Raw genomic sequence first — 24,710 nt, 5'->3', positions numbered from 1 at the left:
TATAATCTAAAATCAAATTCTTACCAAAAAGATATTTTCACAAAAGGGGGTTACACCAATGGATGAGTTTCACAAGACAAGCAGTAAATTTTACGGGTTATTCGTCATCGAATTTCCCGAGTACACGCCTCTATTTATGGCATGGACGAATGCTTCACAAGAATCTGATACAAAACTTGCGAACAAATATGCAAAGAAATTATTTCACTTAATGCGCGTGAATGGATGGGGGTAAAGCATGAGCAAATTTAAAGTCAAAGCTATCAGGGGACCGCCTTTTTCTTGATAGCTTAGATCCACAAGAGTACTAATCCAAGCAGCAGGAGCGCCAAGCTGAAATCCCTAAGTACATCGATGGCATCTTGCTGCTTTTCATGTCGGGCCGAACCGATGATTCGGCCTTGATCATCACGAAATCGGATGACTGTCTTCATGCAGCATTCCCCTTCCTTAGAACGGTTCTAAATATGTTGTGTGCTGCGGCATGTGGTTTATGATCCACTCGGCCAAGCTCCACTTGCTGCCGGGATAATGCAAAATCCTTGGAACTGCCATGTGATCCCTTCCTTTCCTGGTGAACCGTATGCGTCTACTGCTCAGCAGCAACTATTCCCCACGGTACTCTTTTGGATTAACGCCAGTCGGAACGCGCCAGCCATTACCTGCAATGCGATCTATCATTTTCTTGGCATTATCAAACGTCCATGTGCCAACATGTTCAAAACCACGCTGCTCCAAGAACCGAATTTGCCTTGGTGTTGTAAGTCCTTCAGTACGACGTTTATCCAGACGTTCAAGCATTTTTGTTGCTTTGCCTGCATTATCAATGGCCTCAGGCAGAATACCCATCTTTTCTAGCGTTTTTACCTGTGCATCACTTGGCGGCGACATTTCCCAACCAAAGGATGGCACGTAGCTTGATAAGTCTTCAGCCTGGATACTCATTTCAAATTGTAGCGGATCGACCAGTTTAGCCTTCCGGCGTTTCATTTCATTCAGCATTTTGGCCAAAGCTTCCTCACGCTGAGCAATTACATCTTCAGTCGCCTGCTTCTCTACCGTCTCCAGATCAAGCGCAATGCCTGCCTCCTCAATCTGCTTGGTCATAGCCTGAGCCACTTCTTCATTTTCAGCGATCAAATGTGCAGGATGACAAAGCTCATGCCGTTCTGTATGCCACAGGAAATCAAGCAAGAGCAGATCCTCTTTCCCTGGAAACAATCGGGTACCTCGCCCAACCATCTGGCTATATAAACTACGAACCTTTGTCGGCCGTAGAACTACGATACAATCCACGCTAGGACAATCCCAGCCTTCCGTTAGGAGCATCGAATTGCATAGGACGTTGTATTTTCCAACATCATAATCAGCCAATATCTCTGCCCGATCTTTCGATTCACCATTAACCTCGGCAGCCTTAAAGCCGATTGCATTTAATATAGAAGTGAATTTTTGACTGGTCTTAACCAATGGAAGAAATACGACAATTTTCCGGTCCTGCGCAACTCGCCACATTTCAGCAGCAATTGATTCCAAGTAAGGATCGAGCGCCGTTCCCAGGTCGCTACTCTTGAAATCCCCAGCCTGTTGACCTACCGTAGACAAGTCTAGCTTGAGTGGAATGGTCATAGCCTTGATTGGACTTAAGAATCCTTCTTTGATCGCCTTCGGCAACGTATACTCATAAGCCAGAGACTCGAAGTAGCTGCCTAGGTTCCGCATATCTCCACGGTCTGGTGTTGCAGTGACACCCAAAACATTCGCTTCTTTGAAATAGGCCAGCACACGCTGGTAACTATCCGACAAACAATGGTGTGCTTCATCAATGATAATTGTGTCAAAATGATCTGCAGCGAATTGTCGTAACCTCTTATCCCGCATAAGCGTCTGAACGCTGCCGACAACAACCCGGAACCAACTTCCGATTGAAGTTTGCTCGGCTTTCTCCGTGGCACAGCCCAATCCTGTAGACTTTGACAGCTTATCGGCGGCTTGGTCCAGTAGCTCCCCGCGATGGGCCAGGACGAGCACGCGCTCGCCCAGCCTTACCCGATCCTCAATTACCTTACTAAAAACAATGGTCTTGCCACATCCAGTTGGGAGAACCAGGAGCGTCCGTTGGACGCCCTTCTCCCACTCCGCCTGAATCGATTGGCGGGATTCTTGTTGATATTGTCTGAGCTCCATAGCCATAGCAGCCAGCCCCTAAAACTGCCCGTTTTGCCAGCCACCACCTTGTGGAGGAGGTGATCCTGGAAACGGTGCTTGCTGATGTTGTGGTTGCTGGTACTGTTGCGGTTGTTGATATTGCTGAGTTGGCTGTCCTGGCGGCAGCTCGTCAGCGGCATAAAAAGTCTTAACTTGATTGTTAGTCTTATCTACACCGTCACGTCCCTTGAAATTATTGATCTCAAGTTTCAGGCGACCTCTAGATCCAATAACTGTCTGCCAGTTCATTTTCAGCTTTTCGCCCTTTCTTTTCTGACCGATCCCCGCGAAGAAGTTAGACAATAAGCCCTCCGTTTTGGTGTGCAAGAAGAGATTATGGAATATGACAACATCACCATGCTCTGGAGAATGTACCGTCAGTTCAATTTTTGCCTGGTTGCAAGCAGGCATCTTGTCGGAGCCGTTGAAACGTCCGCGCTCAAACTTTGTAACCGTGAAGTTATAGTCACCTGCAGGGAGGAGAGTAAACTCTCCGCCGTCCTTCTCAATTGTGTCGTCCCATCCAAGTTCGCGTTCCGTATTTTGATTCATATAAGTTAATCCTCCTGTTGTTTCTTAAAATGGTAGGCCATTTCTTCTGTCTTGGATCAAGCTAAACACCTGTTGCCAAGCTCCCACCAGCACGCCATCGATAAAGCCAGGATCATAATTGGCTATCGGTGTATCGTATGGGTAGTAGCCCTTATTACTCACTACGATTTGAATTTCCGGCTCAGTTACCTGGTGCTGATTCATCAGATCGTACAGCGCTCTTGGAATATTAGAATTCAGCGCCTGCTGTTGTGGATCTGGCTGTGATGTATTAGCTGTTGAAACTGGTGCTGCTGTCACTGTAGAAGGCGCTGGTGAAGCAGTCGTTACTGGAGCTACAATATTGGCAGTTTGCTGATTCGGAATAATATTTGGAATAATTTCTGTTGGATTTACGGTTGGTGCAACTTGTTGTGCAGCTGTTGGTGTATGGATTGTTTGGATGGGTCTGTTAAAGATATGAGCAATATAGCTAAAGTCCAACGGAAAGTCATCCGGCAGCCCCTGACGATTCTTGGCATCCCACGCAGGATGATGGGTAGCATAGACAGTACGTGCCCCGCCCTGTGCCTTGTTCTTTTTTCCTTCCTTGTCTGTAGCAATGGAGAAGGTTTTATAATTGATGAACAGCACCATATCTGCCCACTCTTTGACCAGTGACGCTGTCCGGCTACCAGTCTTCTGACCGAGCTTCAGCTGATAACGGTCGTAGGCTCCCATCTCATCCGGCTGCTCGAACTTGACGATCTGTGCGTGAGCTGTTAACACAACATGGATACCAGCTTCGATGACATCACTCAAGAGATTTAAAAAGCGTCCAATCTCCTCAGCTACAAAGATATAACCCTTTCCATAGCCAAAATCTTCGACACCATTTTTCTGATGTGTCGCGCAAATACTTTCTACGCAAAGCATTTCTGCCCAATCGATGGTATCAATGATGAGCGAACCAATCTGACCCGCCTGCTGTTTCACCCATGCCACCTGCTGCTTGAGCATTTCCCAACTTGTTGGTTTAGACAGCCGCGAAACATCCATTTCCGTTGTCGATCCTTCAGTATCGATAAATACAGGCCGAGGGAAGTTTGCGGCAAAAGATGACTTACCTATCCCCTCCGGTCCATACAAGACTACCTTTTTGGCCTTCTGAACCCGACCACTAATGATCTGCATCAGAATTCACCTGCTTTCCATGTTGGACCCGGATCAATCTCTCCCGGAGGTTGTTGTAATTGAATTCCTTCCTGTCCAGCGACATACCCATCCTCGATGATGATTGAGCACTCTTCGCCAGTGCTGACGCGGGTCGCTATGGCCTGTAGTCCCTCAGATTCCAGCCAGTGCCCAAACTCCTGAAGGCTCTCCATATCCATCTGCTCCAACTTATCGAGCAGAATAAACCCACAATCTGGTTTTAACTTACGAACAATGGCCGTAGACACCTTTAACTGATCGGATCCGCTCATGTTATCCCAGCGCTGACCGTTATAGATCAGCTCCCCATCATCGACGGACAATCCTGGCAGCGGTAAATTTGCGTTCGTCAGGAGCTCAGCCTTCTGTGAGCGGATGTCATTAATCTCAGTGGTCAACTGGTCATATTGCACCCGATAATCGCTAGCATCCGTCTCAGCCTTGTCTTTATCGAGATTTGCCCGCACCTTCCTGTTAATCTCATCGATCTGTCGGATGTTGGCTTGTAACTCCTCTGTCGATTCGTCGAGTAGGTCTAAGGCATCCTTCTTAGCAATATCCAGATCTTCCGCAAATTGAGCGCGTTTGATATGCGCCTCGTTGAGCAACGCTTCTAAACGTTCTAGTTCACGTTGTTGTTGATCATAGGCAGCTTGAATCTGTGTCAGACGTTGCCGTTTCCGTTGATTCTCACCGTTCTTCGCCAGAATCCCTTGTTGCTGTTGAATGAGATCAGAAGCTGAAATAGGTTCCTTTGGGGCATCCGGAAAGTAGATCTGTTCCTTGGCAAACTTAGCCTTCTGATCAGCGATCTGTCCGATAGTGTGACGTCGGTTGTAGACCTCTTGCTCCTTGACTTCAAATTCATGAAGTTGTTGGCCAACTCCGATAATTCGAAGCAGGATGTTGGCTTTCTCCTTATTGGAAGCGTTCATGAACTTGGGCAGATCGATGGCCAACTCTTCGACAAAACTGTCAAGCAGCTGTTGGCCACCTTTCTGACCATTAGGATCAAGGACTTTCAAATCTGAGTTTTTACCTTTGCGCTCCACGATCAGACCATTGGACAAAGTGATGTGCAGATATGGTGGAATTACTGATCCATCACGTGAAGCCTGCGAAGGGCGATACTTATTACCGCCTAGTGCCCAGGCGATTGCGTCTAGCACACTAGTTTTACCTTGATTATTCTTGCCGCCCACCAGGGTAAGCCCGTTCGGTGTCGGTTCGATCTTAACCGCCTTAACCCGTTTTACATTTTCGATTTCAAGCTTATTTATTTTGATCATGCAACAATTCTCCTTCGTCGCTAACTTTTAATATAGATGCTATACAATGAGTGCAGACTTCCCGATCGTTCCAGTTCCGAATAAGACGGATATTTACAACGTGGCCACAAACTACACAACGAACATGGCTGGATAATTTAATCACCATAGCTAAACCATCCGTGCTTCAAGTTCTTCGATTTTGGCGCATAGATCCATCTGCCATTCCATGTCGCCTATTTCGTGAGCCATAAAGGCGAGTTCTTTCAATCCGTCCAATTTGTACACCAGATTGTGATTTTCCCGGAGAAGCTTCAGGATCAGTTGCAGCTCAAGGTTACCAACGATCAAGTTTCCGTTCTGGTCAAGATTCATATGAACGATTTGCGCCAGTTTACGATGTACCTGATGGATGGCCAACATTATGAGAGACCCTGAAGTTTAGTGATTTTAGAAATACAAGTATGGCAGATAGGTTTACCCGAGAAATATTCAATGCCTTCCAAGCTTCCACAGAGCGTGCAGCCCGGCGCATACTTACGGAGAACAATCTTTTCACCTTCAACGAAGATCTCCAAACCGTCTCCATCTTTTATATTCATAGTGCGACGAAGTTCCATAGGAATGACAATGCGACCCAATCCATCCAATTGACGAACAATTCCAGTAGCTTTCATACTTGCATCTCCTTTTGGTCAGTGTTACACTGACCTCATAATGTGTTAGTTTTAAATCGATGACCTGACGGGCCCTAATCCGTCGGGTCATTTTAATGATTCGGCACTTCTGGAACAGTTATTTCCACAGCCCCGACCCAATCGCTCAGACAGTTTACATCACATAGCAATTCGCGGCCAAATCGGATAACAGTGCGACCTATTATGATCTCAGCTCCACATTGGCTGCAGTAATCAATGACTTCGTCTTTTTCCTTTGATTTGCTCAAATCCATTTTCAACTCCTTTCATCGTCTGCATAAGTACCATGCCAGGATCATTTGCAGCTTCGATTGAAGAACGTTTAATATCGGAGGCAATAAATGCAATCAGATCATCATGACAGCTCTTATCCAAATTCACGAAGATGAAAGCCCCTAATCCTGTGCTAATCGATGCTATTAACTCAGCAATGTCATTCTCAGTTTTCACTCCTGAGTTAACTAAAGCTATAAACTTGGATGTTTCTGAACGATAGTCCATTTCGTTGTTTACCCCCCTTCGTGTCCACAGGCGACCTCAGCCAGAGCTGATAATTTCTTTCGTCTGATCGCTCCACAGATCGCTCTACCTATTGCAGTGGCCATATCGTCTACCAAAGCGAGCCTAGTATTCTGGAGAACGAAATACTCCATAAATCCACCAACGTTGACGATTCCTTTAAAATGAATGTCTCCTACTGGCGGAAGATCTTTACCTACTCCAGCTCCTGGTTTTAATGGTCCGTTTTTTAGTCTGATGTCGCCTATGCTCGTTGATTTCCCCAAACAGGCATCAATCGCAACTACAAACATTCCATTAAGTAAATCTGCACACTCTTGAAGGTTCTGCGCATGACATGGATCGTGAAGAGTGCCAATTACATTAGGAACACCGCGGCGCTTTAAGTAGCGACCAACTAGTGGACCAAGTGAATCTCCAGTGCTACGGTCTGTTCCAATACAAAGGAATGCGACTTTCGATACATCTGAAGGAAGCAAAGCTTCTAGTTGATGGCTTAAAGCGTCAATCTCTTTCCTTGATTTCAACGTTGCTCCTCCATTTCCGCAATCTCTCGATCCAGCCACCAGATCACAGCCTCTGGCTCATCTACTAGCAAACGTCCATTCTGGATTTGCCACAGTCTTCGGCGAAGCTCCATGCGTCTCCACACTTTGTCAGCTGACACAGCTTGTTGCGGCATTGATATCAGCCTCCTTGTTCATCCGGATCAGCGTTTCGACAATTTCATATCGCGCTGCACCAAGCTTGCTAAGATGACGGGCATCACTTGCTTGGATAGAGGCTTCAATAGCGCGGTCCAGGTGAAGCTTAGCAGCAGCTAATTCCGCTTGAATGCTAACGATCATGTATTAACTCCTTTCTGGCGGAAAAAGTCTCCCCTCACGTTTGGTTTTTTCCCACCACTGGAGGAAGTCTTCTCTGTCGGCCAACACTGATTTAGGCCCGACCTTGAAGCTTGGAATACCGCCAAAGTCAGGATTTGTACTCATTAAGACATATACCTTGCGTTTAGATAAGCTAGTGAATTCGGCAATTTGTTTAGCAGTAAGATGTGGCGGAAGATACATATTTTTTGATGTCATCATTTTGTTTCACCTCGAACCAGTTCATCAACTGTGCATTCTAATGCATCCGCAAGCTTGATCAATGTTTCTGAATTAGGTCCTGATTCTTTATTGCCCAAACTGTAAATCAAAGACATCGTAACACCACTCTCTTTACTCAAGCGGTATCGAGTCCATCCCTTGATTTCAAGAAGTCTATCTACATTATTTTTAACTGTCGTTCCCATGTTGTTCACCTCCTGAAAACAATAATATCTCATATGAGATATTAACTCAAAGGAGATATTAACTCATTTAAGATATCATCCCTTCGTATTATCTCATATAAGATAATAAACCATATTAATAATTACATTTACTGCTAATATCTTCATATTGCTTGACTTAACTATCTTTTATGAGTTAATATATCGCTAAAGAGGAATATCTTATATGAGATATACGCGGAGGTTTAAAAAATGTCGGCAATTTCGAAGCAAATTAGAAAGTTAATGAAGAGAAATGATATTACAAGGTTGAAACTTTCGAATGATACAGGCATTCCTTACACAACCTTAACGCAAATTATCAACGGCAGAACTAAAAATCCTCAAGTTAAAGCGCTTGAAACCATTGCCGATTATTTTCATGTATCTTTTGATTATTTACTTGGTATATCTATAAGTGCGATAATCGAAAACAGACTTTCGGAACTAGATATGACTGTAGAAGACCTAGAGAAAGAAATGGAATTTCCTCAAGGCATGATTGAAAGTTTAGACAATCTCCCGCCAGCACCTTGGGATTATGAGAATGGAGAACTAATCGATCGCCTCTCCAAAATATTAAAAATTGATACGAAAATTTTGGCATCGGCTTATGCACGCCAAGAGCCCCCTGTATATGACGGTCCGTCCTTAACTCCTGGAGAAACATTCAAACCTTCAAATCAGGTCTCCGAATCGAGAAAAATTGAAACTATTGCTGCACACCACGATGGGGAAGAATGGACCGAAGAAGAACTTGAGGAAATCGAACGTTTCAAAGAGTTTGTCAGAATGAAGAGAGGGCCTCGCACTGAGGAGTGATACCGCATTGACCTATCAAATTCTTCTTAGAGATGCGGATGTAAGGGGCATTGAAGTATACGAAGTAACTTTACGCGGGAAATTAAAGGGTCTATATCAAGATCAGGTTATTTGGCTGGACAAGTCCCTATCCGATGTGGAGAAGCATTGTATCCTTGCGGAGGAAATCGGTCACTATGAGACGACAACAGGAGATATCCTTGACCAATCGGACATCCGAAACCGCAAGCAGGAATTGAGAGCCAGGCAGTGGGCCTATCAAAGGATCATTCCGCTATCTATTATTGTACAAGCTCACGAATCCGGGGCCAGAGGACGTTTTGAGATTGCCGAATTTTTAAATGTCACTGAGATTTTTTTGCAATCTTCTGTTGATCGATACAAAGAGAGATTTGGTATTCTTGCAACGATCGATAATTATATCATTTATTTTGACCCACTAAGTGTAGTTGAAGTTAACCTTTAACCTTTGTGATTTCCAGTCGGAAGGCTGTTTACATATGCCCATAAATAGAACACACGTTCTATAAAAGGAGGGATTGGTATGCCAGGATCATTTAGACAAAGAGGGTGCATCTGCCCCACTGAACGAAAAAAGTGTACATGTGGAGCGACATGGTCATTCCGGATTAGCGCCGGCAAAAATCCCGTTACTGGAAAATATGATTATGAAGAAGGTCACGGATTTAAAACAAAAAAGGAGGCAGAGTTAGCAGCGGCTAAAGTCTATACTCAAATAAAAGAAGGCACCTACGTAAGAGAATCAAACATAACTTTTGAAGAGTTCTCGCAGCAATGGCTGAAACTTTATGAGAGCACTGGGAAGGTCAAGATCAGTACTGTCCGGGTCAGAAAACATGAAGTAGGCAGGTTATCACCCTACTTCGCAAAGCTCAGAATGCGAGATATATCAAAACAGCGTTACCAAGATGCATTAATTAACCTGAAGGAATCTTTCGCTGATAATACATTGGATGGCATCCATCGAACAGGCCGGATGATATTTAAGAAAGCAGTTGAGCTAGATGTAATTAAAATTGATCCTACACAATATGCTCACGTCCCCAAAACACAAAAAACCGTGGAAGAGTTGGAAAATTCAGAAATAGCTGTTAAGTATCTCGAAAAAGAAGAATTGGCGCAATTCATTCAAACGGCAAAAGACTACGGTCTGGATCGAGATTATCTCATATTTAAAACCTTGGCCTACAGTGGGATACGAGCTGGAGAATTATGTGCTTTAAAATGGCGTGATATTGATTTTGAACACTTTACAATAAATATCACAAAAACATATTACAATCCCAGTAACATTACTACTGGATACCATTTACTTCCACCTAAAACTAAAAGCGCAGTAAGACGTATTGAGCTGGATCCGAAACTAATTGCCGAACTTCAGGAGTATAATGAGCAACAGGAGTTTCAAAAGTCACAAAACTCTGATTATTACGATGAGGGATTTGTGTTTGCCAAAACTAAGAAAAACGCAGGCTATCCTGAATACATTAAGACTATCGAAAACCGAATGGCCAGATTACTAAAGATAGCAGGTCTAAACGAATCATTAACCCCTCACAGCTTACGGCATACCCATGTTTCACTTCTGACAGAGGCCGGCGCTGAACTTCAAGAGATTATGGATCGCCTGGGACACAGAGATGATGATACCACACGCTATGTATATACCCATGTTACCAAGCCGAAAAAGAAAGAGGCATCCCAGAGGTTTAGTAACCTCATGGAAAGCCTCGACTCATAAATTATATTATGGGCAAATTATGGGCAAGCGTTCATAGCAACCCCATTTACCCTTGATATATAAGGGTTTATGACCCTTATTACATCATGCCGCCCATTCCACCCATGCCGCCCATATCTGGCATGCCGCCGCCTTTTTCAGGCTCAGGCTTGTCAGCGATAACAGCTTCAGTAGTCAAGAACATAGCAGCTACGGATGCAGCATTTTGCAGCGCGGAACGAGTTACTTTAGCAGGGTCAACGATACCCGCTTCGAACATGTTCACCCATTCACCAGTAGCAGCGTTGTAGCCGATACCTACTGCTTCTTTTTTCAAGCGGTCCACGATTACGGAACCTTCTTGACCAGCGTTAGCTGCGATGGTGCGAATTGGCTCTTCCAACGCGCGAAGCACGATGTTAACGCCAGTTTTCTCGTCGCCAGTTACGTCTACAGCAGCAACAGCGTTATATACGTTCACAAGAGCTGTACCCCCACCGGATACGATACCTTCTTCAACCGCTGCGCGAGTTGCGTTCAGGGCATCTTCGATGCGAAGTTTGCGCTCTTTAAGTTCAGTTTCAGTTGCAGCGCCAACTTTGACAACGGCTACGCCGCCAGCCAATTTAGCCAGACGCTCTTGCAATTTCTCTTTGTCGAACTCGGAAGTTGTTTCTTCCAGTTGAGCACGGATTTGGCTTACGCGTGCATTGATGTCCGCTTTGTCGCCGCTTCCGTCTACGATTGTTGTGTTTTCTTTAGTTACGCGTACTTGACGTGCGTTACCCAGTTGTTCAATGGAAGTGCTCTTCAGATCAAGACCGAGCTTCTCAGTGATCACTTGGCCGCCAGTCAGGGCAGCGATATCTTGCAGCATAGCTTCGCGGCGGTCGCCAAAGCCAGGAGCTTTAACAGCAACAGCGTTGAATGTTCCACGCAGTTTGTTCACGATCAGCATAGCTTGTGCTTCGCCTTCGATATCTTCAGCGATAATAACAAGCGGTCTAGCTTGTTGAACGATTTTTTCAAGCAATGGAAGGATTTCTTGAGTGCTGCTGATTTTTTTATCAGTAATCAAGATGTATGGGTTCTCCAGAACAGCTTCCATTTTGTCTGTATCAGTAATCATGTACGGGGAAATGTAACCACGGTCGAATTGCATACCTTCTACTACTTCAAGCTCAGTAGCGAATCCACGGGATTCTTCAACAGTGATAACACCGTCTTTACCTACTTTTTCCATAGCTTCAGCGATCAATTGACCCACTTCATCGTCAGCAGCAGAGATAGCAGCTACTTGAGCGATAGCTTGGGAATCTTCGATAGGCTTAGCGATTTTTTGCAATTCTTCAACAGCTGCACGAACCGCTTTGTCGATACCTTTGCGGATAACCATTGGGTTAGCACCAGCAGTTACGTTCTTCAGACCTTCGCGGATCATAGCTTGAGCCAGAACCGTTGCAGTTGTAGTACCGTCACCGGCTACATCATTAGTCTTAGTAGCAACTTCTTTAACCAGTTGAGCACCCATGTTCTCGAATGCATCTTCAAGTTCGATTTCTTTAGCGATCGTTACACCATCGTTAGTGATGAGTGGGCTACCAAATTTCTTCTCAAGCACCACGTTGCGGCCTTTTGGTCCAAGTGTAACTTTTACCGCGTTTGCCAGAGCATCTACACCACGAAGCATAGAGCGGCGAGCTTCTTCACTGAATTTAATTTCTTTAGCCATTGTGTAATTACCTCCTAGAATTTTTTGTATATCCTATTACTTTAAGTAGTTTAGATTTAGCTTATGATCGACTCTTGCTTAGTCAAGAATCGCGTGAATGTCGCTTTCTTTCATAATCAAATATTCTTTACCTTCATATTTGATTTCTGTTCCTGCATATTTAGAGAAAAGAACACGGTCGCCTTCTTTAACTTCAAGCGCTACACGTACTCCATCTTTCAAAGCTCCGCTACCTACTGCGATAATCGTTCCTTCTTGTGGCTTTTCTTTCGAGGAGTCCGGAAGCACAATCCCGAATGAAGTTGTTTCCTCCTGCTCGCTCGGTAGCACCAATACGCGTTCACCTAATGGTTTGATCATGAAAAAATAGCCTCCTTTAAAATTATGTTATTTTGCTTCAAAACATAGTTTAGAACTTACGGGCCAAACTTTGAATTCTGTGATGTTCTTGAAAAATATCAATGGAACCCTGCTAATCTCCAGCCCATCTCCTATTTTTCAAGAGCGTTAGCACTCAACAGCGTGCAGTGCTAACAACAATTTTTATGATACTCAACTTGAGCCCGGATTTCAAGTCTTTTTACACAAATTCGTATTAGTTTTCGCAAAAAAATACGTTTCAATGCTTGTCCAAGCACACACTCTATTACATTGTATCCACGGGTTTTGAAAATATGCGTAGGATTCCAGCGCTTTCCTCTCACCCCTTATCGATATGAACGTTGCTAGAATGGTTAGACCTTTGCATCTAATGATCCTGATCGGCCGATAACAATTACTTATTAAGTGTATTCAATCCAACTAATGAAATCAACTTATAGCAAAAAAGCTGCCACATTCGTAGAAAATCTACTTAGCGGCAGCCTTTTTTCCTCACTCCTTCTTCTGAACATACCGTTCATCCCGTGCCGCGTCCGCAGCAAGTTGCTTGCGATAGACAAATGCAGATAAAAATACACTGAACTCATACAGGATGAGCAGTGGAATCGTCACCAGGAAGTCTGAGATAAAATCCGGGGGTGTGATAACCACGGCGATAAATACAAGCGTGAAATAGGCATACCGACGCATTTTACGCAAGCGTAGCGGGTTGAGAACTCTTAGTTTGGTCAGAAACATCACCAGCAATGGAAGTTCAAACAGCAATGCCAGCGGCAATACTAGGCTGAACATGAAGTTAAAATACTGTGCAATCCCGTAGGTCTCTTCCAGTCCCATACTCCGGGTAATTGAGATTGTGAACGAAAGTGCCATTGGAAAAACAATATAATAAGCAAAAGAAAGACCGATAAGGAAAAGAACAAACACATAAGGAACATAACGCAGTGTCGCACTTCGCTCCTCCGGCCGAAGGCCTGGACTGATAAATGCCCACAATTGGTAGGCAATAAACGGGACAGAAATCACTAGCGAAACGGCCATCGCGATCTTCATGTACATCCCAATGCCATCCCAGAATGAGAATGCATGCAGAACAAAACCTTGCGCCAGGTCCGTGCTAATCAAATAATCGTAAATGGGCTTTGCACAAAATAAACCGCCTATTAATCCAAGGACAAATACGATTAACACATAAATAATCCGTTTGCGCAGCTCGGTGAGATGATCTACCACCGACATTTCTTCCGATTTCAGAGACATCCAGACACCATCCCATGACAAGAGTAAAAAAGATAACACTAACTTTCTTCAAAGCAGTGTCCGTTGCTGCGGAAAGCAAAGAAAAAGGGGCGTCTCCTCAAGTCTAGTAGACTCCTGAGATTGCCCCATTGAAAGATCTTCTATTATTCCGGCAGGCGTTTGTCCTGAGGAATATCTGCAGCGACCGTTTGCGGGGCCGTCGGCACAGGAGCTTCGCTCTTCTTCACCGGTTCATTATCCCCGATGATTTCACGCGCGCCTTCCTTAAATTCACGGAAGGTTCGTCCAACTGCACGGCCTAGCTCTGGCAGTTTATTTGGGCCAAAGAGCAGAAGTGCCAGTATGACCAACAAAATAATACCAGGAGTTCCAATTCCACTAAACATTATTATTCCTCCTTGTCCACCTGTCCGTTCATGGTATCGTTTACTTTAATTTAATAATACCATAACTTATGTCACAGTTACATCCACTTTCTTCTATAAATAGATTATCGTTGTGACGTGACAAGAAGATGACAAAGGGTTATTGGCGGTATTGGCCAGTTACCATGAGCAGCGCTTCCGGCAATTGATCCATAATAGCTGCCAAATTCTCATGAACACCCTTCGGCGTTCCAGGTAAATTGACAATCAACGTGCGTCCACGAATGCCGCATATCCCACGGAAAAGCATAGCTGCACGGTTTTTTTGCATCACTGTGCTGCGCATAGCTTCTGAGAGCCCAGGCACTTCCCGTTCTACCACTCGCCGAGTAGCGTCCGGGGTCACATCACGAATTGCCAGATCTGTGCCTCCGGTGGTCAGTACCAAATCTGCCTGAAAATAGTCCGTCAGTTCAATCAATGCTGCGATAATCTCATCTTGTTCATCGGGAACGATTCGATATTCAATGATCTCGCCACCTAGTTCCTCTTCCACCAGCTCCCGAATAACCTGGGCGCTCGTGTCTTCCCGTTCGCCCCTGGCCCCTTTATCACTGGCCGTTAGGATTGCTGTCTTCCACGCCATAGGTTTGTCCTTCCTCTCTATATGTATAGTTGGCTGTACAGTTCAGCCTGCTCGCATCAGCGCTTCGAACATAAGCAACTGATACTTATTCGAGCGTATAATCTCCGTTCTTGCCCCCGCTCTTAGATACCAGTAGCGTCGGTCCGATAATCATATCCTTCTGAATAGCCTTACACATGTCGTACACCGTTAGTGCTGAGGCAGAAACAGCGGTTAAAGCCTCCATCTCTACTCCGGTTTTTCCTGTAGTATGGACTGTTGCTTCTATATAAAGTTCATCTTCGCTGTTATCGGAGAAGCTGATATCAATACCGGTAAGTGGCAGCGGGTGGCACATCGGAATCCAGTCTGACGTCTTCTTAGCCGCCATAATTCCGGCAATCTGTGCAACAGCAAGGACATCACCTTTGCTGATCTTGCCACTCTTAATGGCGCTCAGCGTTCCAGCAGCCATCTTGATCATACTCCGCGCAACAGCTGTCCGCTTCGTGATCTCCTTCTCACTCACATCCACCATACGAGCTCTTCCCTGCTCGTTGAAATGGGTCAATTCCATGGCTCACTCTCCTTTTCGGCAGTGCACTATACCATTTTCAGTAATCAGCATGTCCATTAAAGCGTCATGCTCATCCATCGGCACTCTTGGAACCAACTGCATGCTGTAAGCTAACCCGATCCATATCGGAGGCTGTGCGCTAACGTACCCGGCGTTCTCCCAAGACGCACGTAGCCGGTCATAGTATCCTCGACCGTAGCCAAGCCTGCCGCCTTGAAGATCAAATGCTAGCCCTGGTACGAAAACAACAGCAGGTAGCTTAATCTCTTCAACCTCTAATAAATCTCTGCTGGAGACGATAGGTTCATGGATACCATAATTCCCCGGCTCTAAATCGCTCCATGCATTCACCACGTGGACACTCATTTCACCGCTTGCTGGAATTACACGCGGCAACAGCACCTTACGCTGATCCTTCCACGCCTGTGTGATAAGTGGGCGGGTTTCAAGCTCTGAACGAAAAGACACATAGGCCATTAGTGAAGTTATATCCTTCGTGTCCAGCCACTCCAATGCATAGTGGCAGACTTGAAATGATAGTTTACTTCTCTGGTCCGAAGACAGCTCGTTTCGGGCGATGGTCTTCTCCGCTCGTAATTGTTGCTTTACTTTGGAGATCTCCGACTCCTTGCTGGACATTGTCGGCCTCCCCCTCTTATTCATCCCTAGCTTATCCTTGTTTGTAAATCCAGTTTACCACTCTTCTCCCCGGTTCGCCAAGGTGGATAGAACTGTGTTATCGGACTAGGTCGTTATTCCCTCCTTACATTAGATCGAACCCTCGCTTGGGAAACGCTTTTCATGTAAACTATAGAATAATTTGTTTTCAGGCATACGCTGACTTGAGGTAAATTAGGCTAATCGTTGCTATATAAGGGTCTTGTTATCTTACATTTAGGTTAACTTGGGGCTAGTTGGGGCAGGTAAATGTGCATTTCGTCCCCAATTTGTCCCCATGGGGACAGAACATGGGATAGTTCCCTGGAGGCTGATAATTATGAAAGCTGAAGAGATAACACTTGGCATTCGAGTCCGCATCACATACGGTTTCCATATTAGTAAGATCGGTATTGTTCTAGCTAAAGGAACAAAAACTGTCTTGCTCGATATTGGCGAGCCTTTACTTATTAGTATGCTGCCAGAACATCTAGAGCCTACACCTGAGGATCCCTTAGCAACAGGCTGGGAAGAAATCGAGTTATGATTAATCTTTATTTCTAACTTCACGTATCAGTTGACTGACTAACCCAGTAGTGGTATCGTATGTGGTGCAAGTTAATTTTTAAGATTAGGTGGTACTATATGTGGTTATTATGGATATACTACTAGGGGTTGAATAAATGTCCAGGATTAAAAAACGTTTTGAAAAGTTTATGAACAATCCAGTGGGTGTCAAATGGGATCAGTTAGTGACCATAATTGAACACTATGGATTAAAAGCTGACTTGCCCAAAGACGGTAGCCACTGGATGGTTTATCATCCAGAAGATATCGACAACACGATGATCCCGGTTCCTGTCCATAATAATAGGGTTAAGGTTATTTACGTAAAAAGAATCATCAATTTGCTATGTGAGGTTATTGATGATGAGGAGGAGTAATATGACTCAGCAAAATTTAAATTTTTATTTAGCGCTAAATTATCGAATTGAAATTAAGCCACTCTCTGCCGATGACGGTGGGGGGTGGTTCGCAGAATACCCTGAGTTAAGGGGATGTGGCGCAGATGGAGATACACCAGAGGAAGCGATTATAAACTTGAATGTTGCAAAAAAGGCATGGATCTCAAAAGCCTTTGAAAGGAAAATAAACATTCCCGAACCTTCCTCAACTTTCACACTTGCGGATGACTATAGTGGAAAGTTTACACTAAGGGTGCCTAAATCTATTCATAAAAAATTGGTTGAACAATCTATTAAAGAAGAAGTAAGTTTGAACCAATTTGTGAACACCTTGATATCCTATCAATTAGGAAAGAAATCAATTAATGATGAGGTCAAAAATCAATTACTAAAAACAAGACCAGTTAAAATAGTCCTCCATAACGAACAAAAAGATAAAGAAATTGATGTTTCAAGCTTTATTCCTAAAGCCAAATGGCCTAGTAATCCCGGATCGTTAAACGGTCGTGAAGATTTTGAAAGAATTTTAGGGGGATTGTAAAGTGTCAAAAAATATTTCTTTAACATTAAAAAACCTGGAACTTTTTAGTTTAGACTTTAAAAGAACAGAGGCTACAGGAGAAAAATCAAACTTTGTAACTAAAAGTACGTTAGAGATAGTAGAGCATACAGCCGAAAAAGTTATAATTAAAAATCTAAGGATCTTTGATATGAACAATATAGAACCTTTTCATCTTGAATTTGAAGTTATTGGCGAGTTTACAGGTGATAACTTAACTGAAAAAGAATTAAAAGAAAACCTAGAAAATATTTCTTATCCTCTTCTCTCTAAATCCTCTTATATAGGCGCATTCATAACAGAACAATACTTAGGTTACCCTTTTATTTCTCCACCAAGTGTTGAAGATGGCGAACCAGACGAAGAAGTCAAAGACCAGGAATAAATACTAAAAGACCCTACCGACCATATAGGTTAGTAGGGCTTTTTTTATAGTATTAATACATCTTTCACCATAACGGTAAACATGTTATAGTGTCCATATAATTTGATGGAGGTAAATCATCATGGGGAACATCATCGATAAAAATACAGCATTAAGACACTACTTTCCACTTCCAGCACATCTTTATTGCATGGATATTGATTGTTTAAAAGTTGTGGCTCAGGAAGAGGAACGAGGACACAATTTAACGGGGCTTATAAACGCTCTATACATTCAAGGTCATTTAGATCTTGATCGTTTGTTAAACTGTACTTGGAAAGAAATATGTCAGGCGCGAAGAATAGGTTTTAAAAAGCAAGCACTTTTAATTAGTTTACTAGAACGGATTTCTGCAGATCCCAAGATAATAGAAAATCACAAAATCGCCCCAACGATAACAATGCACACTGAAAAAGATATCGGGGAATTAACCTTAAAGAAAATCATTGAAAAATATAAAGAACCCCCCGTGGATTTATTGAAGATGCAAGAAGCAAATGAAAAGGAAGCTCGTTTAAAGAAAATTAAAGATAGGCTCCGTGAAATGGGGATGATATATTAAACAAGCCCCACCAGTATAATCACTGTTGGGGTTTCATTTATTTATGAGAAGGAAACTTTTCCTTACGTGCTTACTTCTATAATATCCGCTACCTTTATCCATTCCCAATCATCATCTTGACGGAATTTAATCTGTTTAAGCTGCTGATCTACTCTCATGATTATCCCATGGATGGATCTTTCCTCATATTCCCCAAACAATGTAATCGTGATCGGACTACAATCTTCTAAAGATTGAGCTAATACCTGTGAGATTTCAGCTAATGCTTGGGGATCTAAATCAGGCTTTGATCGCACCTCTTCTTTCAGCGAATCGTCCAGAATCCTATTTTTATGCTCAGGCATTATCATCCGACTTCCCTCCCAAAGACCATTACCTTCAAGTTTCTTACGCTGTTGTGATTTCATTGTCTTCGTCAACTCCCTTAATAACTCTCAACGCTCGTGGCATGTTCTTACCTCTCTGTATGTACCCCTTAATCTCTAAACGCTCCATATGCGCATGTATTACCGCTGTAGATGACAATCCTACCTCCTTGGCAAGTTCCCGCAAAGTAGGTGGATAGTGATTGATTTCGATCATCTTAATTAATGATCTGAGTATTTCTTTTTCTTTATTCGTTAATGGCTTCATGCAATTGCTCCTTTATCACTTGGCTGCCAAGCTAATATGTTTATCGCTAGAAACACCCTCGGCGCTCCTGTATTTAAGCATGTTGCGCGAATCTCCCCGTCCTTTATGCCTTTAATATCAATTTTACGCTGAGTTATCTTGCCAACTTTATCTGAGTAAATAATTTCAATGGTTTGACCAATCTGCATTTGCATGATGGTAACCTCCTAAATATAAGAACATTTGTTTGTATTATAACCAAACACATGTTCTTAAATCAAGCGAACACATATTAATCTATTGGGATTAAAAAGAAAATAAATAATTCTCCATCATTTAATTACAAAAATCTTTTACAAAGATTAAAAAACTCGCCTATACTCAGGCGAGTTTAAAGGTGATGGAGTCTTGAAAAGGGGTTACTTATACCCTATGCAAACAAAACAACTGGGTTCTTGATGATCATGGATCTTTTTGTTTATCCCCTTCGTTAGAAAACAAGAAGATCACAATAGCATTGAATACTACAGCAAGCAAATATGTTGGTTTTCCTGTTAAAGCAAATAAGAATCCAAATGAAATCATTATGGACCAACTAAGAAAGGCATTGAGTTTGAGAAGTTCATTACTCATAATTACCTCTTCCTTTCAAGCGAACGTTATTGTATATATATTCCCAGCCTATCTTCTTTCTATGCATACAAATTTTTTCTGTATCAAAACTATATATTCAAGCCATAGAATAAAACTGGACACTCAATGCGAAGGTTGACGGAGTATTCTTGTCTTTACTCTAAACTAAAATCATAGTTGGATGCCTCGAGCGGTAGCTATCTCGATAGATTCTTACGTATAGCCTTCTAATATGGACTCTAACCCAAGAATTTTTCAATCATATTTGTTTTAAAGTTCTAGATAAATGCCATTGCCCAAAGTCAGCTCTTCGTTAGAAAGTTGTGCTTCTCTATGTATGTAGTACTCAAACAATCACTTCTAAAATAAAAATATAAACACTAATACTCCTAGAATAATTACTCCGACGTTAATCACACAAACGCCTTTTCTCTTCTTTAAATAGTAGTAGCCCCCGTTATATATGAGCGTACCGCATAATGACACAATTGACCAGCAATACCATTGCTGAACATGTGGAACATTGTACTTTAATAATATGAACAGATTTATAACAACCGTGGCCACTGTAAAGCAAATTCCAAAAAATAGGAGTTGATTTTTCATTTCATCGCTCCTTAAGTCAAAAATGCCCCGTCTAGTTTGATGGGCGTCCTTCCGAATCTTATTAAGATATTATATTCTTTTCGAAACCGTTTGCAAACGATCTACTGTTAATGTAATTTAAAGATTTCGAACATCCCACCGACCACTTAAGGTTGGTGGGAAATTTTTATAATCCTTTAAAATTCACCTATAACTTATTCGCATGTTGACTACAGAGTAATCATTAACATATTCCACTAAATTTCCGAAACCCGAATAACCTTATACCTTGAATTTTCCTTTTCTAAATCAACTCTAATTTTTTTGGTTTGATTGTCTTTGAAAAGATTCCCCTCAACAGTAAGACTCTTACCATTTATCTCACAAACTTTTTTAGGAAAGAAACCCCAATCCGAACCAAATTGTTTTGATATAGAGCTATTGATTTCTTCAAAGAGGATAGATAATGTGTATGTTCGTATGTCTTTTACTGGATCTTCAATATGATCTCCTGGCGTAGCTAAACAAATTCGACCTACACTCATAGTTAGGAACAAAGTCGACAGAATCACAAGTAATTTCATTTTGAATTTCAATTTGATCACCTCTTCTTTATCTATAGTTAGCAATAACAAGAAATTTAATGCACAAGTTTTATTCTGTAGGTGATACTAAATAATCAAGACGTAAAAAATCTAAATTCAACAATAATTTACATTATTTTATGATCAATTATACCTATATACAAATAAATGTAATATTTTATAATAAAATAGAATAAAATAACATTTTGGGGAGAGTGTAAAATGAAGAATAAACTAAGTTTAGTACTAATGACAGTATTATTTTTTGTGATTTTATTACCATCTCATTCATCCGCAGCTGAAGATATCGCACCCGTAACTGATGATGTTACCGCAGTTGTAAATACAAGTTCTCCTCCAGCTGACATTTCACCTTTATCTCAGGATACCTTCAGTTATGAATTTTCTAGTAACTTTTATACCCCTACATTCCATGTCTATAATCCCAATACCAATATCACAGTTAATCTTACAAGTACAAGCACTTATGATTCTAATGATGGTGTATTTAAGGTTTCTTTAGAAAAATGTGATAAATCAGGATCAATTGTTTGTACATGGAAAAGTTTATTGACTGCTGCTGCCCCTTCGGATGGTGCCTGGACTGTTCTTTTCCCAGGCGGGTTTGAAACAGGAGATTATAGAATCAGATTACATGGAATTCTGCCTGGTGGGTATACTGTAAAGGGTTATGCCCAATATATATGGTATTAAACCCAGCCTCATGAATTTGCTGATAACACCCATTTCTTCGAAGCGAAAAGAACATAAATGTTAAAATCTCCACCTAATGTTCAGACCTACGTTCTAAAATGTCAGTATGAAAAATACCCCATCTACCTTAATGTAGATGGGGTATTTTTCATACGCGATTATGCCAAAATCATTCTAAATTCAAATTCACTTCTCATATAATAAGCATCCGCGACTTTAACACTAACAGGACTCCATTTCTGAATCGAGCCACCACAATCAACTATACACCCTGCCAGATCACCACGGCGTTCAAGTATATCTACGTGTGACTGTGACAAAGCAGCCGTAAGAAATTCAGAGTCTGTCTTTAGGACTTTGTATATATTACTCAATACGATCACTCCTATGTATTCTTCGTGACCAGTCGTTTTTCCGCCTTAAAATCCTTCTTAATAACTTTATTACTATTCATATAATTATCCCATGAATCTAGTATAATTCTCGGTTCCGACTCAATGATATCTTTTGCTTTATTTATCTCTCCTGACTTAAATAAGTCCATGATATTAATGAGATCACTGCGATTATGTAATTTCACTGCGTTATAACCAGCAAGTTCTTCACATGCTGATGTATATTGATTTGAGGATATCACCATGGACTTCTTAGCTCGGTAATATCTCATCGAACCATAAACCTCTTGAACAGCTCCTAATCCTACCGGATTCGAATACCTTTTGGCCTGAACAACATTTCGATATCCTTCACGATCAGTAAAAACTAAATCAGAACCGAAATCACGACTCCCCTGTGTTTTATATGCATCAATGTACCCCAATGCTAAAAATAAACGATACAGATATTCTTCAAAGTCAGTTCCGTCTTCCATTCGGTCTATGTCCTGGATCGTAATCTTAAGTGGATCAATTACTCTACTTTGGGGAGGGTAACTCTTCTTTGTTGATAAAACTTTGAATACAAAAGCAGCAGTAATGATAACAATAATAACCATGAAAATTATAATTTTTGTCAACCAGCAACCCCCATCAATTTAAGACCCTCGCCGACATTGGCAAGATTCTTCCAAATTACAATGCCAGTACTTCCAAACCATATAACCTTAATATAAATGATTTGGAACATTATGTATATGCACTCTATATCACAGGTAACGAGATTTTCCAGAACGCAAAAGACTACCAACCAAAGCCAACAGCGTGTTTCTATTTGTTCTCATCTTCAAGACTACTTTGAGCTCCCATAAATAACTCTATTAAACGGGCTGTGAACTCCTCAGCCATCCTCGTATCGCGTTCTTGTTTTCTAGTAATCCGCCCTAAAACTACTGGCTCGGAATTGTAGTGTTTCAACGGAACAGTTACAATCTGTTTTTGATAACTTGAAGGTAAAGAGTGAATGATAAAATCAGGTCCTATCGTAATGGTATCTCCTTTGACAACCATTTGATATAAGGCATCCATATTATTGGTAGATAGCGCAACTCGATTAGTAGGATGTGCAGATATCAAATTATGAGCAATTGATTCAATATATTCATCTCTATATAGGACAAACACTTCATTTCTTAAATCCTCAGCAGTTACAGCGTTCAAAAACCGTAATGAGGAATTCTTGTTCACGATCAGTACAGCCTTACCTTGTATTAAAGGCATCCAATCAAAAGAAGCATCCTTTTGTTGCTCAGAACTGTAAGAAACCAAACCCATACTTGCATATCCTTCATTCACGTGACTTTGTACTGTCTCTGTATCACCCTCTAACATTTGAACATTCAGTAAAGGATATCTTTTAGCAAACTCAATGGTAGTTTGAACAACCTGTGGAACCATTCCTGGTATGGTGGAAATGATAATATTTTCTGATGATTCTTCTTTAAGAAGTGATAGCTCCCGCTTCATTATCTCCACACTTTTAAGAATGGATACAGAATGTTGGAGGATTAACTGTCCTTCTTTCGTTGGGGTGATTCCTTTCTTTGTACGATGAAAGATAACTGTATCCAATTCATCTTCTAGCTGCCGTACCGATTGACTAATCGTAGGTACTGTCAAATGATGCACACTAGCAGCCTTAGTAAAAGTCCCATAATTAGCAGCTGAAATCAAATACTGTAATTGCGTGATATTCATCAATCTCATCCTTAAATATATATTTAGGAACCTTAATTATATTTAAATATATTTTATCATGATGAGTTGGTATTATGAATATATAGCAGAACATTTATGCATGTTATCGTTATTGGAGGTCATCAGGATGAGAAGTTGGCAAAGTTTCCTTGTCGAACGTTTATTATTACTAAATAAAAAGAAGATCAACACAGCCTATTATATAGAACAAAAAAGAATAGCTAATCAAACCCCTTATGTAATACCAGCTAAGCTTCAACAAAAATATCATATACTGAAAGATAATACCTATTCATTAGACACATATATTTTGGAATCAACCTCAGAACCACATACAAGAGTAATTTTGTATCTACACGGCGGAGGATATATCGAACAACCACTATCATGGCATTGGCGTTTTTTATATAAATTATCCCAAAAGGTGAATGGAACAATATATGTACCTGTGTATCCTAAAGCCCCAAATCATAATTACAAAGAAGCCTTTGAGCAGGTTCTTCCTATCTATGAATACTTATTAACCAAGGTTCAACCAGAGAATATTGTGCTGATGGGTGATTCAGCAGGTGGTGGCTTTGCACTTGCTCTAGCACAATTCTTATTGGAAAATGATATTTCGCAACCAGGCAACATTATACTCCTTTCCCCATGGCTAGACATCACACTCAATCATCCGGATGTAGCAACAATGGAGAGCAAAGAACCTATGCTTGATGCGAAACTTTTGATCGAGGTCGGTAAAATTTATGCCGGGGAAGCAGTAAAAAGTAATTATTTATTAAGTCCGATGAATGGACCTATACAAGGCTTAGGCAAAATCTCCTTATTTATAGGTACTCATGAATTATTCCTTCCCGATGCTCGAAAATTTAAGGGATTAGCCGAAAAAGAAAAAGTAAGCATCAACTATTTTGAGTATCCCCAAATGAATCACGTGTTCCCTGTATTTCCTATTCCAGAAGCAAAGACAGCTATGCAACAAATGATAGACATAATAATAAAGGATACGTAGGATCTACTAACTGA

38 protein-coding genes and 3 pseudogenes are annotated in these 24,710 nt (G+C 41.7%); 12 read left to right on the top strand and 29 right to left on the bottom strand.

Features of this window, described 5'->3' with window-relative positions:
• The first annotated feature begins 58 nt into the window (after window positions 1–58).
• Window positions 59–235, top strand: a complete 177-nt coding sequence (locus tag NSS82_RS05760; protein ID WP_178944277.1) for a hypothetical protein — start codon at window positions 59–61, stop codon at window positions 233–235.
• A 55-nt stretch (window positions 236–290) separates the two neighbouring features.
• Here the strand turns inward: NSS82_RS05760 and NSS82_RS05755 are convergent, their stop codons facing one another.
• The 14 genes and pseudogenes from NSS82_RS05755 to NSS82_RS05690 all read right to left on the bottom strand — a co-directional run bounded on the left by NSS82_RS05755 (window position 291) and on the right by NSS82_RS05690 (window position 7,733).
• Entirely contained in the window at window positions 291–434 is a 144-nt protein-coding gene (locus NSS82_RS05755; RefSeq protein WP_178944276.1) for a hypothetical protein, read from the bottom strand.
• Window positions 435–453: 19 nt separating this feature from the next.
• Window positions 454–555 (bottom strand): annotated as a pseudogene (locus NSS82_RS05750) (DNA adenine methylase); the annotation flags it as partial.
• A gap of 51 nt (window positions 556–606) precedes the next feature.
• Window positions 607–2,193 (bottom strand): DEAD/DEAH box helicase, encoded by a 1,587-nt coding sequence (locus NSS82_RS05745; RefSeq protein ID WP_256718573.1) that lies wholly within the window; start codon window positions 2,191–2,193, stop codon window positions 607–609.
• Window positions 2,194–2,205: 12 nt separating this feature from the next.
• Entirely contained in the window at window positions 2,206–2,760 is a 555-nt protein-coding gene (locus NSS82_RS05740; protein WP_076273436.1) for a hypothetical protein, read from the bottom strand.
• 24 nt (window positions 2,761–2,784) lie between these two features.
• Window positions 2,785–3,933 carry an ATP-binding protein gene (locus NSS82_RS05735; RefSeq protein ID WP_076273435.1) on the bottom strand — a complete coding sequence of 383 codons (1,149 nt, stop codon included), beginning with the start codon at window positions 3,931–3,933 and terminating at the stop codon, window positions 2,785–2,787.
• Entirely contained in the window at window positions 3,933–5,243 is a 1,311-nt protein-coding gene (locus NSS82_RS05730; RefSeq protein WP_076273434.1) for an AAA family ATPase, read from the bottom strand. The genes NSS82_RS05735 and NSS82_RS05730 overlap by 1 nt, the downstream gene beginning before the upstream one ends.
• 150 nt (window positions 5,244–5,393) lie before the next feature.
• Window positions 5,394–5,645 (bottom strand): DUF7667 family protein, encoded by a 252-nt coding sequence (locus NSS82_RS05725; protein WP_076273433.1) that lies wholly within the window; start codon window positions 5,643–5,645, stop codon window positions 5,394–5,396.
• Window positions 5,645–5,899 (bottom strand): AbrB/MazE/SpoVT family DNA-binding domain-containing protein, encoded by a 255-nt coding sequence (locus NSS82_RS05720; protein WP_076273432.1) that lies wholly within the window; start codon window positions 5,897–5,899, stop codon window positions 5,645–5,647. The genes NSS82_RS05725 and NSS82_RS05720 overlap by 1 nt, the downstream gene beginning before the upstream one ends.
• A 234-nt stretch (window positions 5,900–6,133) precedes the next feature.
• Entirely contained in the window at window positions 6,134–6,421 is a 288-nt protein-coding gene (locus tag NSS82_RS05715; protein WP_076273431.1) for a hypothetical protein, read from the bottom strand.
• An 8-nt stretch (window positions 6,422–6,429) separates the two neighbouring features.
• Window positions 6,430–6,966, bottom strand: coding sequence for a spore protease YyaC (gene yyaC / locus NSS82_RS05710; RefSeq protein ID WP_076273430.1), 537 nt, complete (start codon window positions 6,964–6,966; stop codon window positions 6,430–6,432).
• The gene (locus NSS82_RS05705) at window positions 6,963–7,121 is read right to left on the bottom strand and encodes a hypothetical protein (protein WP_178944275.1); all 159 of its coding nucleotides are present in this window, start codon (window positions 7,119–7,121) and stop codon (window positions 6,963–6,965) included. Before NSS82_RS05705 ends, yyaC begins: the two co-directional genes overlap by 4 nt.
• Entirely contained in the window at window positions 7,096–7,287 is a 192-nt protein-coding gene (locus NSS82_RS05700) for a hypothetical protein (protein WP_076273429.1), read from the bottom strand. Before NSS82_RS05700 ends, NSS82_RS05705 begins: the two co-directional genes overlap by 26 nt.
• Before the next feature lie 3 nt (window positions 7,288–7,290).
• Window positions 7,291–7,527, bottom strand: a complete 237-nt coding sequence (locus tag NSS82_RS05695; RefSeq protein WP_076273428.1) for a helix-turn-helix transcriptional regulator — start codon at window positions 7,525–7,527, stop codon at window positions 7,291–7,293.
• A complete protein-coding gene (locus NSS82_RS05690) occupies window positions 7,524–7,733 on the bottom strand; it encodes a helix-turn-helix transcriptional regulator (RefSeq protein ID WP_076273427.1) in 210 nt (69 codons plus the stop codon). The genes NSS82_RS05695 and NSS82_RS05690 overlap by 4 nt, the downstream gene beginning before the upstream one ends.
• 231 nt (window positions 7,734–7,964) lie before the next feature.
• Here NSS82_RS05690 and NSS82_RS05685 point away from each other — a divergent pair.
• From NSS82_RS05685 to NSS82_RS05670, 4 genes and pseudogenes are all read left to right on the top strand, one after another.
• Window positions 7,965–8,141: pseudogene (locus NSS82_RS05685) on the top strand (helix-turn-helix domain-containing protein); the annotation flags it as partial.
• Window positions 8,142–8,456: 315 nt separating this feature from the next.
• Window positions 8,457–8,573, top strand: a pseudogene (locus tag NSS82_RS05680) (helix-turn-helix domain-containing protein); the annotation flags it as partial.
• A 7-nt stretch (window positions 8,574–8,580) separates the two neighbouring features.
• Window positions 8,581–9,039, top strand: a complete 459-nt coding sequence (locus NSS82_RS05675) for an ImmA/IrrE family metallo-endopeptidase (protein ID WP_076273425.1) — start codon at window positions 8,581–8,583, stop codon at window positions 9,037–9,039.
• Between the two features lie 78 nt (window positions 9,040–9,117).
• Window positions 9,118–10,335, top strand: a complete 1,218-nt coding sequence (locus NSS82_RS05670) for a site-specific integrase (protein ID WP_076273424.1) — start codon at window positions 9,118–9,120, stop codon at window positions 10,333–10,335.
• 79 nt (window positions 10,336–10,414) lie between these two features.
• On the opposite strand, the gene groL is transcribed toward NSS82_RS05670, so the two are convergent.
• From groL to NSS82_RS05635, 7 genes are all read right to left on the bottom strand, one after another.
• Window positions 10,415–12,046 carry a chaperonin GroEL gene (gene groL, locus NSS82_RS05665; RefSeq protein ID WP_036676504.1) on the bottom strand — a complete coding sequence of 544 codons (1,632 nt, stop codon included), beginning with the start codon at window positions 12,044–12,046 and terminating at the stop codon, window positions 10,415–10,417.
• A 78-nt stretch (window positions 12,047–12,124) separates the two neighbouring features.
• Complete coding sequence (gene groES, locus NSS82_RS05660; RefSeq protein ID WP_036676506.1) at window positions 12,125–12,406, bottom strand: co-chaperone GroES; 282 nt, start codon at window positions 12,404–12,406, stop codon at window positions 12,125–12,127.
• 513 nt (window positions 12,407–12,919) lie between these two features.
• Window positions 12,920–13,687: a twin-arginine translocase subunit TatC gene (tatC, locus tag NSS82_RS05655; RefSeq protein ID WP_036676508.1), complete on the bottom strand. Its 768-nt coding sequence runs from the start codon at window positions 13,685–13,687 to the stop codon at window positions 12,920–12,922.
• Window positions 13,688–13,830: 143 nt separating this feature from the next.
• Entirely contained in the window at window positions 13,831–14,073 is a 243-nt protein-coding gene (locus NSS82_RS05650; protein ID WP_036676510.1) for a twin-arginine translocase TatA/TatE family subunit, read from the bottom strand.
• 139 nt (window positions 14,074–14,212) lie between these two features.
• Window positions 14,213–14,698: a MogA/MoaB family molybdenum cofactor biosynthesis protein gene (locus tag NSS82_RS05645; protein WP_036676512.1), complete on the bottom strand. Its 486-nt coding sequence runs from the start codon at window positions 14,696–14,698 to the stop codon at window positions 14,213–14,215.
• A gap of 85 nt (window positions 14,699–14,783) precedes the next feature.
• Complete coding sequence (gene moaC / locus NSS82_RS05640) at window positions 14,784–15,254, bottom strand: cyclic pyranopterin monophosphate synthase MoaC (RefSeq protein ID WP_036676513.1); 471 nt, start codon at window positions 15,252–15,254, stop codon at window positions 14,784–14,786.
• 3 nt (window positions 15,255–15,257) lie between these two features.
• Window positions 15,258–15,893: a 5-formyltetrahydrofolate cyclo-ligase gene (locus NSS82_RS05635; protein WP_076104243.1), complete on the bottom strand. Its 636-nt coding sequence runs from the start codon at window positions 15,891–15,893 to the stop codon at window positions 15,258–15,260.
• Window positions 15,894–16,251: 358 nt separating this feature from the next.
• Between NSS82_RS05635 and NSS82_RS05630 the strand changes: the two genes are divergently transcribed.
• The 5 genes from NSS82_RS05630 to NSS82_RS05610 all read left to right on the top strand — a co-directional run bounded on the left by NSS82_RS05630 (window position 16,252) and on the right by NSS82_RS05610 (window position 18,421).
• Entirely contained in the window at window positions 16,252–16,458 is a 207-nt protein-coding gene (locus tag NSS82_RS05630; protein WP_076273423.1) for a hypothetical protein, read from the top strand.
• Between the two features lie 136 nt (window positions 16,459–16,594).
• Window positions 16,595–16,855 carry a hypothetical protein gene (locus NSS82_RS05625; protein ID WP_076273422.1) on the top strand — a complete coding sequence of 87 codons (261 nt, stop codon included), beginning with the start codon at window positions 16,595–16,597 and terminating at the stop codon, window positions 16,853–16,855.
• A 1-nt stretch (window position 16,856) separates the two neighbouring features.
• Window positions 16,857–17,417 (top strand): type II toxin-antitoxin system HicB family antitoxin, encoded by a 561-nt coding sequence (locus tag NSS82_RS05620; protein ID WP_076273421.1) that lies wholly within the window; start codon window positions 16,857–16,859, stop codon window positions 17,415–17,417.
• Between the two features lies 1 nt (window position 17,418).
• On the top strand, window positions 17,419–17,820 hold the full coding sequence (locus NSS82_RS05615) for a hypothetical protein (RefSeq protein ID WP_076273420.1): 402 nt from the start codon (window positions 17,419–17,421) through the stop codon (window positions 17,818–17,820).
• A gap of 121 nt (window positions 17,821–17,941) precedes the next feature.
• Window positions 17,942–18,421 carry a hypothetical protein gene (locus NSS82_RS05610; protein WP_076273419.1) on the top strand — a complete coding sequence of 160 codons (480 nt, stop codon included), beginning with the start codon at window positions 17,942–17,944 and terminating at the stop codon, window positions 18,419–18,421.
• 62 nt (window positions 18,422–18,483) lie between these two features.
• Here NSS82_RS05610 and NSS82_RS05605 read toward each other — a convergent pair whose 3' ends face one another.
• From NSS82_RS05605 to NSS82_RS05585, 5 genes are all read right to left on the bottom strand, one after another.
• Window positions 18,484–18,828, bottom strand: coding sequence for a YolD-like family protein (locus NSS82_RS05605; protein WP_076273418.1), 345 nt, complete (start codon window positions 18,826–18,828; stop codon window positions 18,484–18,486).
• The gene (locus NSS82_RS05600; RefSeq protein ID WP_076273417.1) at window positions 18,809–19,054 is read right to left on the bottom strand and encodes a LexA family protein; all 246 of its coding nucleotides are present in this window, start codon (window positions 19,052–19,054) and stop codon (window positions 18,809–18,811) included. The genes NSS82_RS05605 and NSS82_RS05600 overlap by 20 nt, the downstream gene beginning before the upstream one ends.
• Window positions 19,051–19,248 carry a hypothetical protein gene (locus tag NSS82_RS05595; RefSeq protein WP_178944274.1) on the bottom strand — a complete coding sequence of 66 codons (198 nt, stop codon included), beginning with the start codon at window positions 19,246–19,248 and terminating at the stop codon, window positions 19,051–19,053. Before NSS82_RS05595 ends, NSS82_RS05600 begins: the two co-directional genes overlap by 4 nt.
• A 247-nt stretch (window positions 19,249–19,495) precedes the next feature.
• Window positions 19,496–19,666: a hypothetical protein gene (locus tag NSS82_RS05590; RefSeq protein WP_178944273.1), complete on the bottom strand. Its 171-nt coding sequence runs from the start codon at window positions 19,664–19,666 to the stop codon at window positions 19,496–19,498.
• A gap of 842 nt (window positions 19,667–20,508) precedes the next feature.
• Window positions 20,509–20,835 carry a hypothetical protein gene (locus tag NSS82_RS05585; RefSeq protein ID WP_178944272.1) on the bottom strand — a complete coding sequence of 109 codons (327 nt, stop codon included), beginning with the start codon at window positions 20,833–20,835 and terminating at the stop codon, window positions 20,509–20,511.
• Between the two features lie 222 nt (window positions 20,836–21,057).
• Between NSS82_RS05585 and NSS82_RS05580 the strand changes: the two genes are divergently transcribed.
• Window positions 21,058–21,549 carry a hypothetical protein gene (locus NSS82_RS05580; protein ID WP_076139049.1) on the top strand — a complete coding sequence of 164 codons (492 nt, stop codon included), beginning with the start codon at window positions 21,058–21,060 and terminating at the stop codon, window positions 21,547–21,549.
• A gap of 158 nt (window positions 21,550–21,707) precedes the next feature.
• Here NSS82_RS05580 and NSS82_RS05575 read toward each other — a convergent pair whose 3' ends face one another.
• The 3 genes from NSS82_RS05575 to NSS82_RS05565 form a co-directional block, all read right to left on the bottom strand.
• Window positions 21,708–21,923: a hypothetical protein gene (locus NSS82_RS05575; RefSeq protein ID WP_076208663.1), complete on the bottom strand. Its 216-nt coding sequence runs from the start codon at window positions 21,921–21,923 to the stop codon at window positions 21,708–21,710.
• An 11-nt stretch (window positions 21,924–21,934) separates the two neighbouring features.
• The gene (locus tag NSS82_RS05570) at window positions 21,935–22,564 is read right to left on the bottom strand and encodes a restriction endonuclease (protein WP_370511318.1); all 630 of its coding nucleotides are present in this window, start codon (window positions 22,562–22,564) and stop codon (window positions 21,935–21,937) included.
• 190 nt (window positions 22,565–22,754) lie between these two features.
• On the bottom strand, window positions 22,755–23,681 hold the full coding sequence (locus NSS82_RS05565) for a LysR family transcriptional regulator (RefSeq protein ID WP_076273416.1): 927 nt from the start codon (window positions 23,679–23,681) through the stop codon (window positions 22,755–22,757).
• Window positions 23,682–23,808: 127 nt separating this feature from the next.
• Here NSS82_RS05565 and NSS82_RS05560 point away from each other — a divergent pair, with 127 nt between their 5' ends.
• On the top strand, window positions 23,809–24,696 hold the full coding sequence (locus NSS82_RS05560) for an alpha/beta hydrolase fold domain-containing protein (RefSeq protein ID WP_076138702.1): 888 nt from the start codon (window positions 23,809–23,811) through the stop codon (window positions 24,694–24,696).
• Window positions 24,697–24,710: the final 14 nt, after the last annotated feature.

Source organism: Paenibacillus sp. FSL H7-0735, assembly GCF_038008505.1.
GTDB lineage: Bacteria > Bacillota > Bacilli > Paenibacillales > Paenibacillaceae > Paenibacillus_AQ > Paenibacillus_AQ odorifer.
This window is presented reverse-complemented; position numbering and strand designations above follow the sequence as displayed.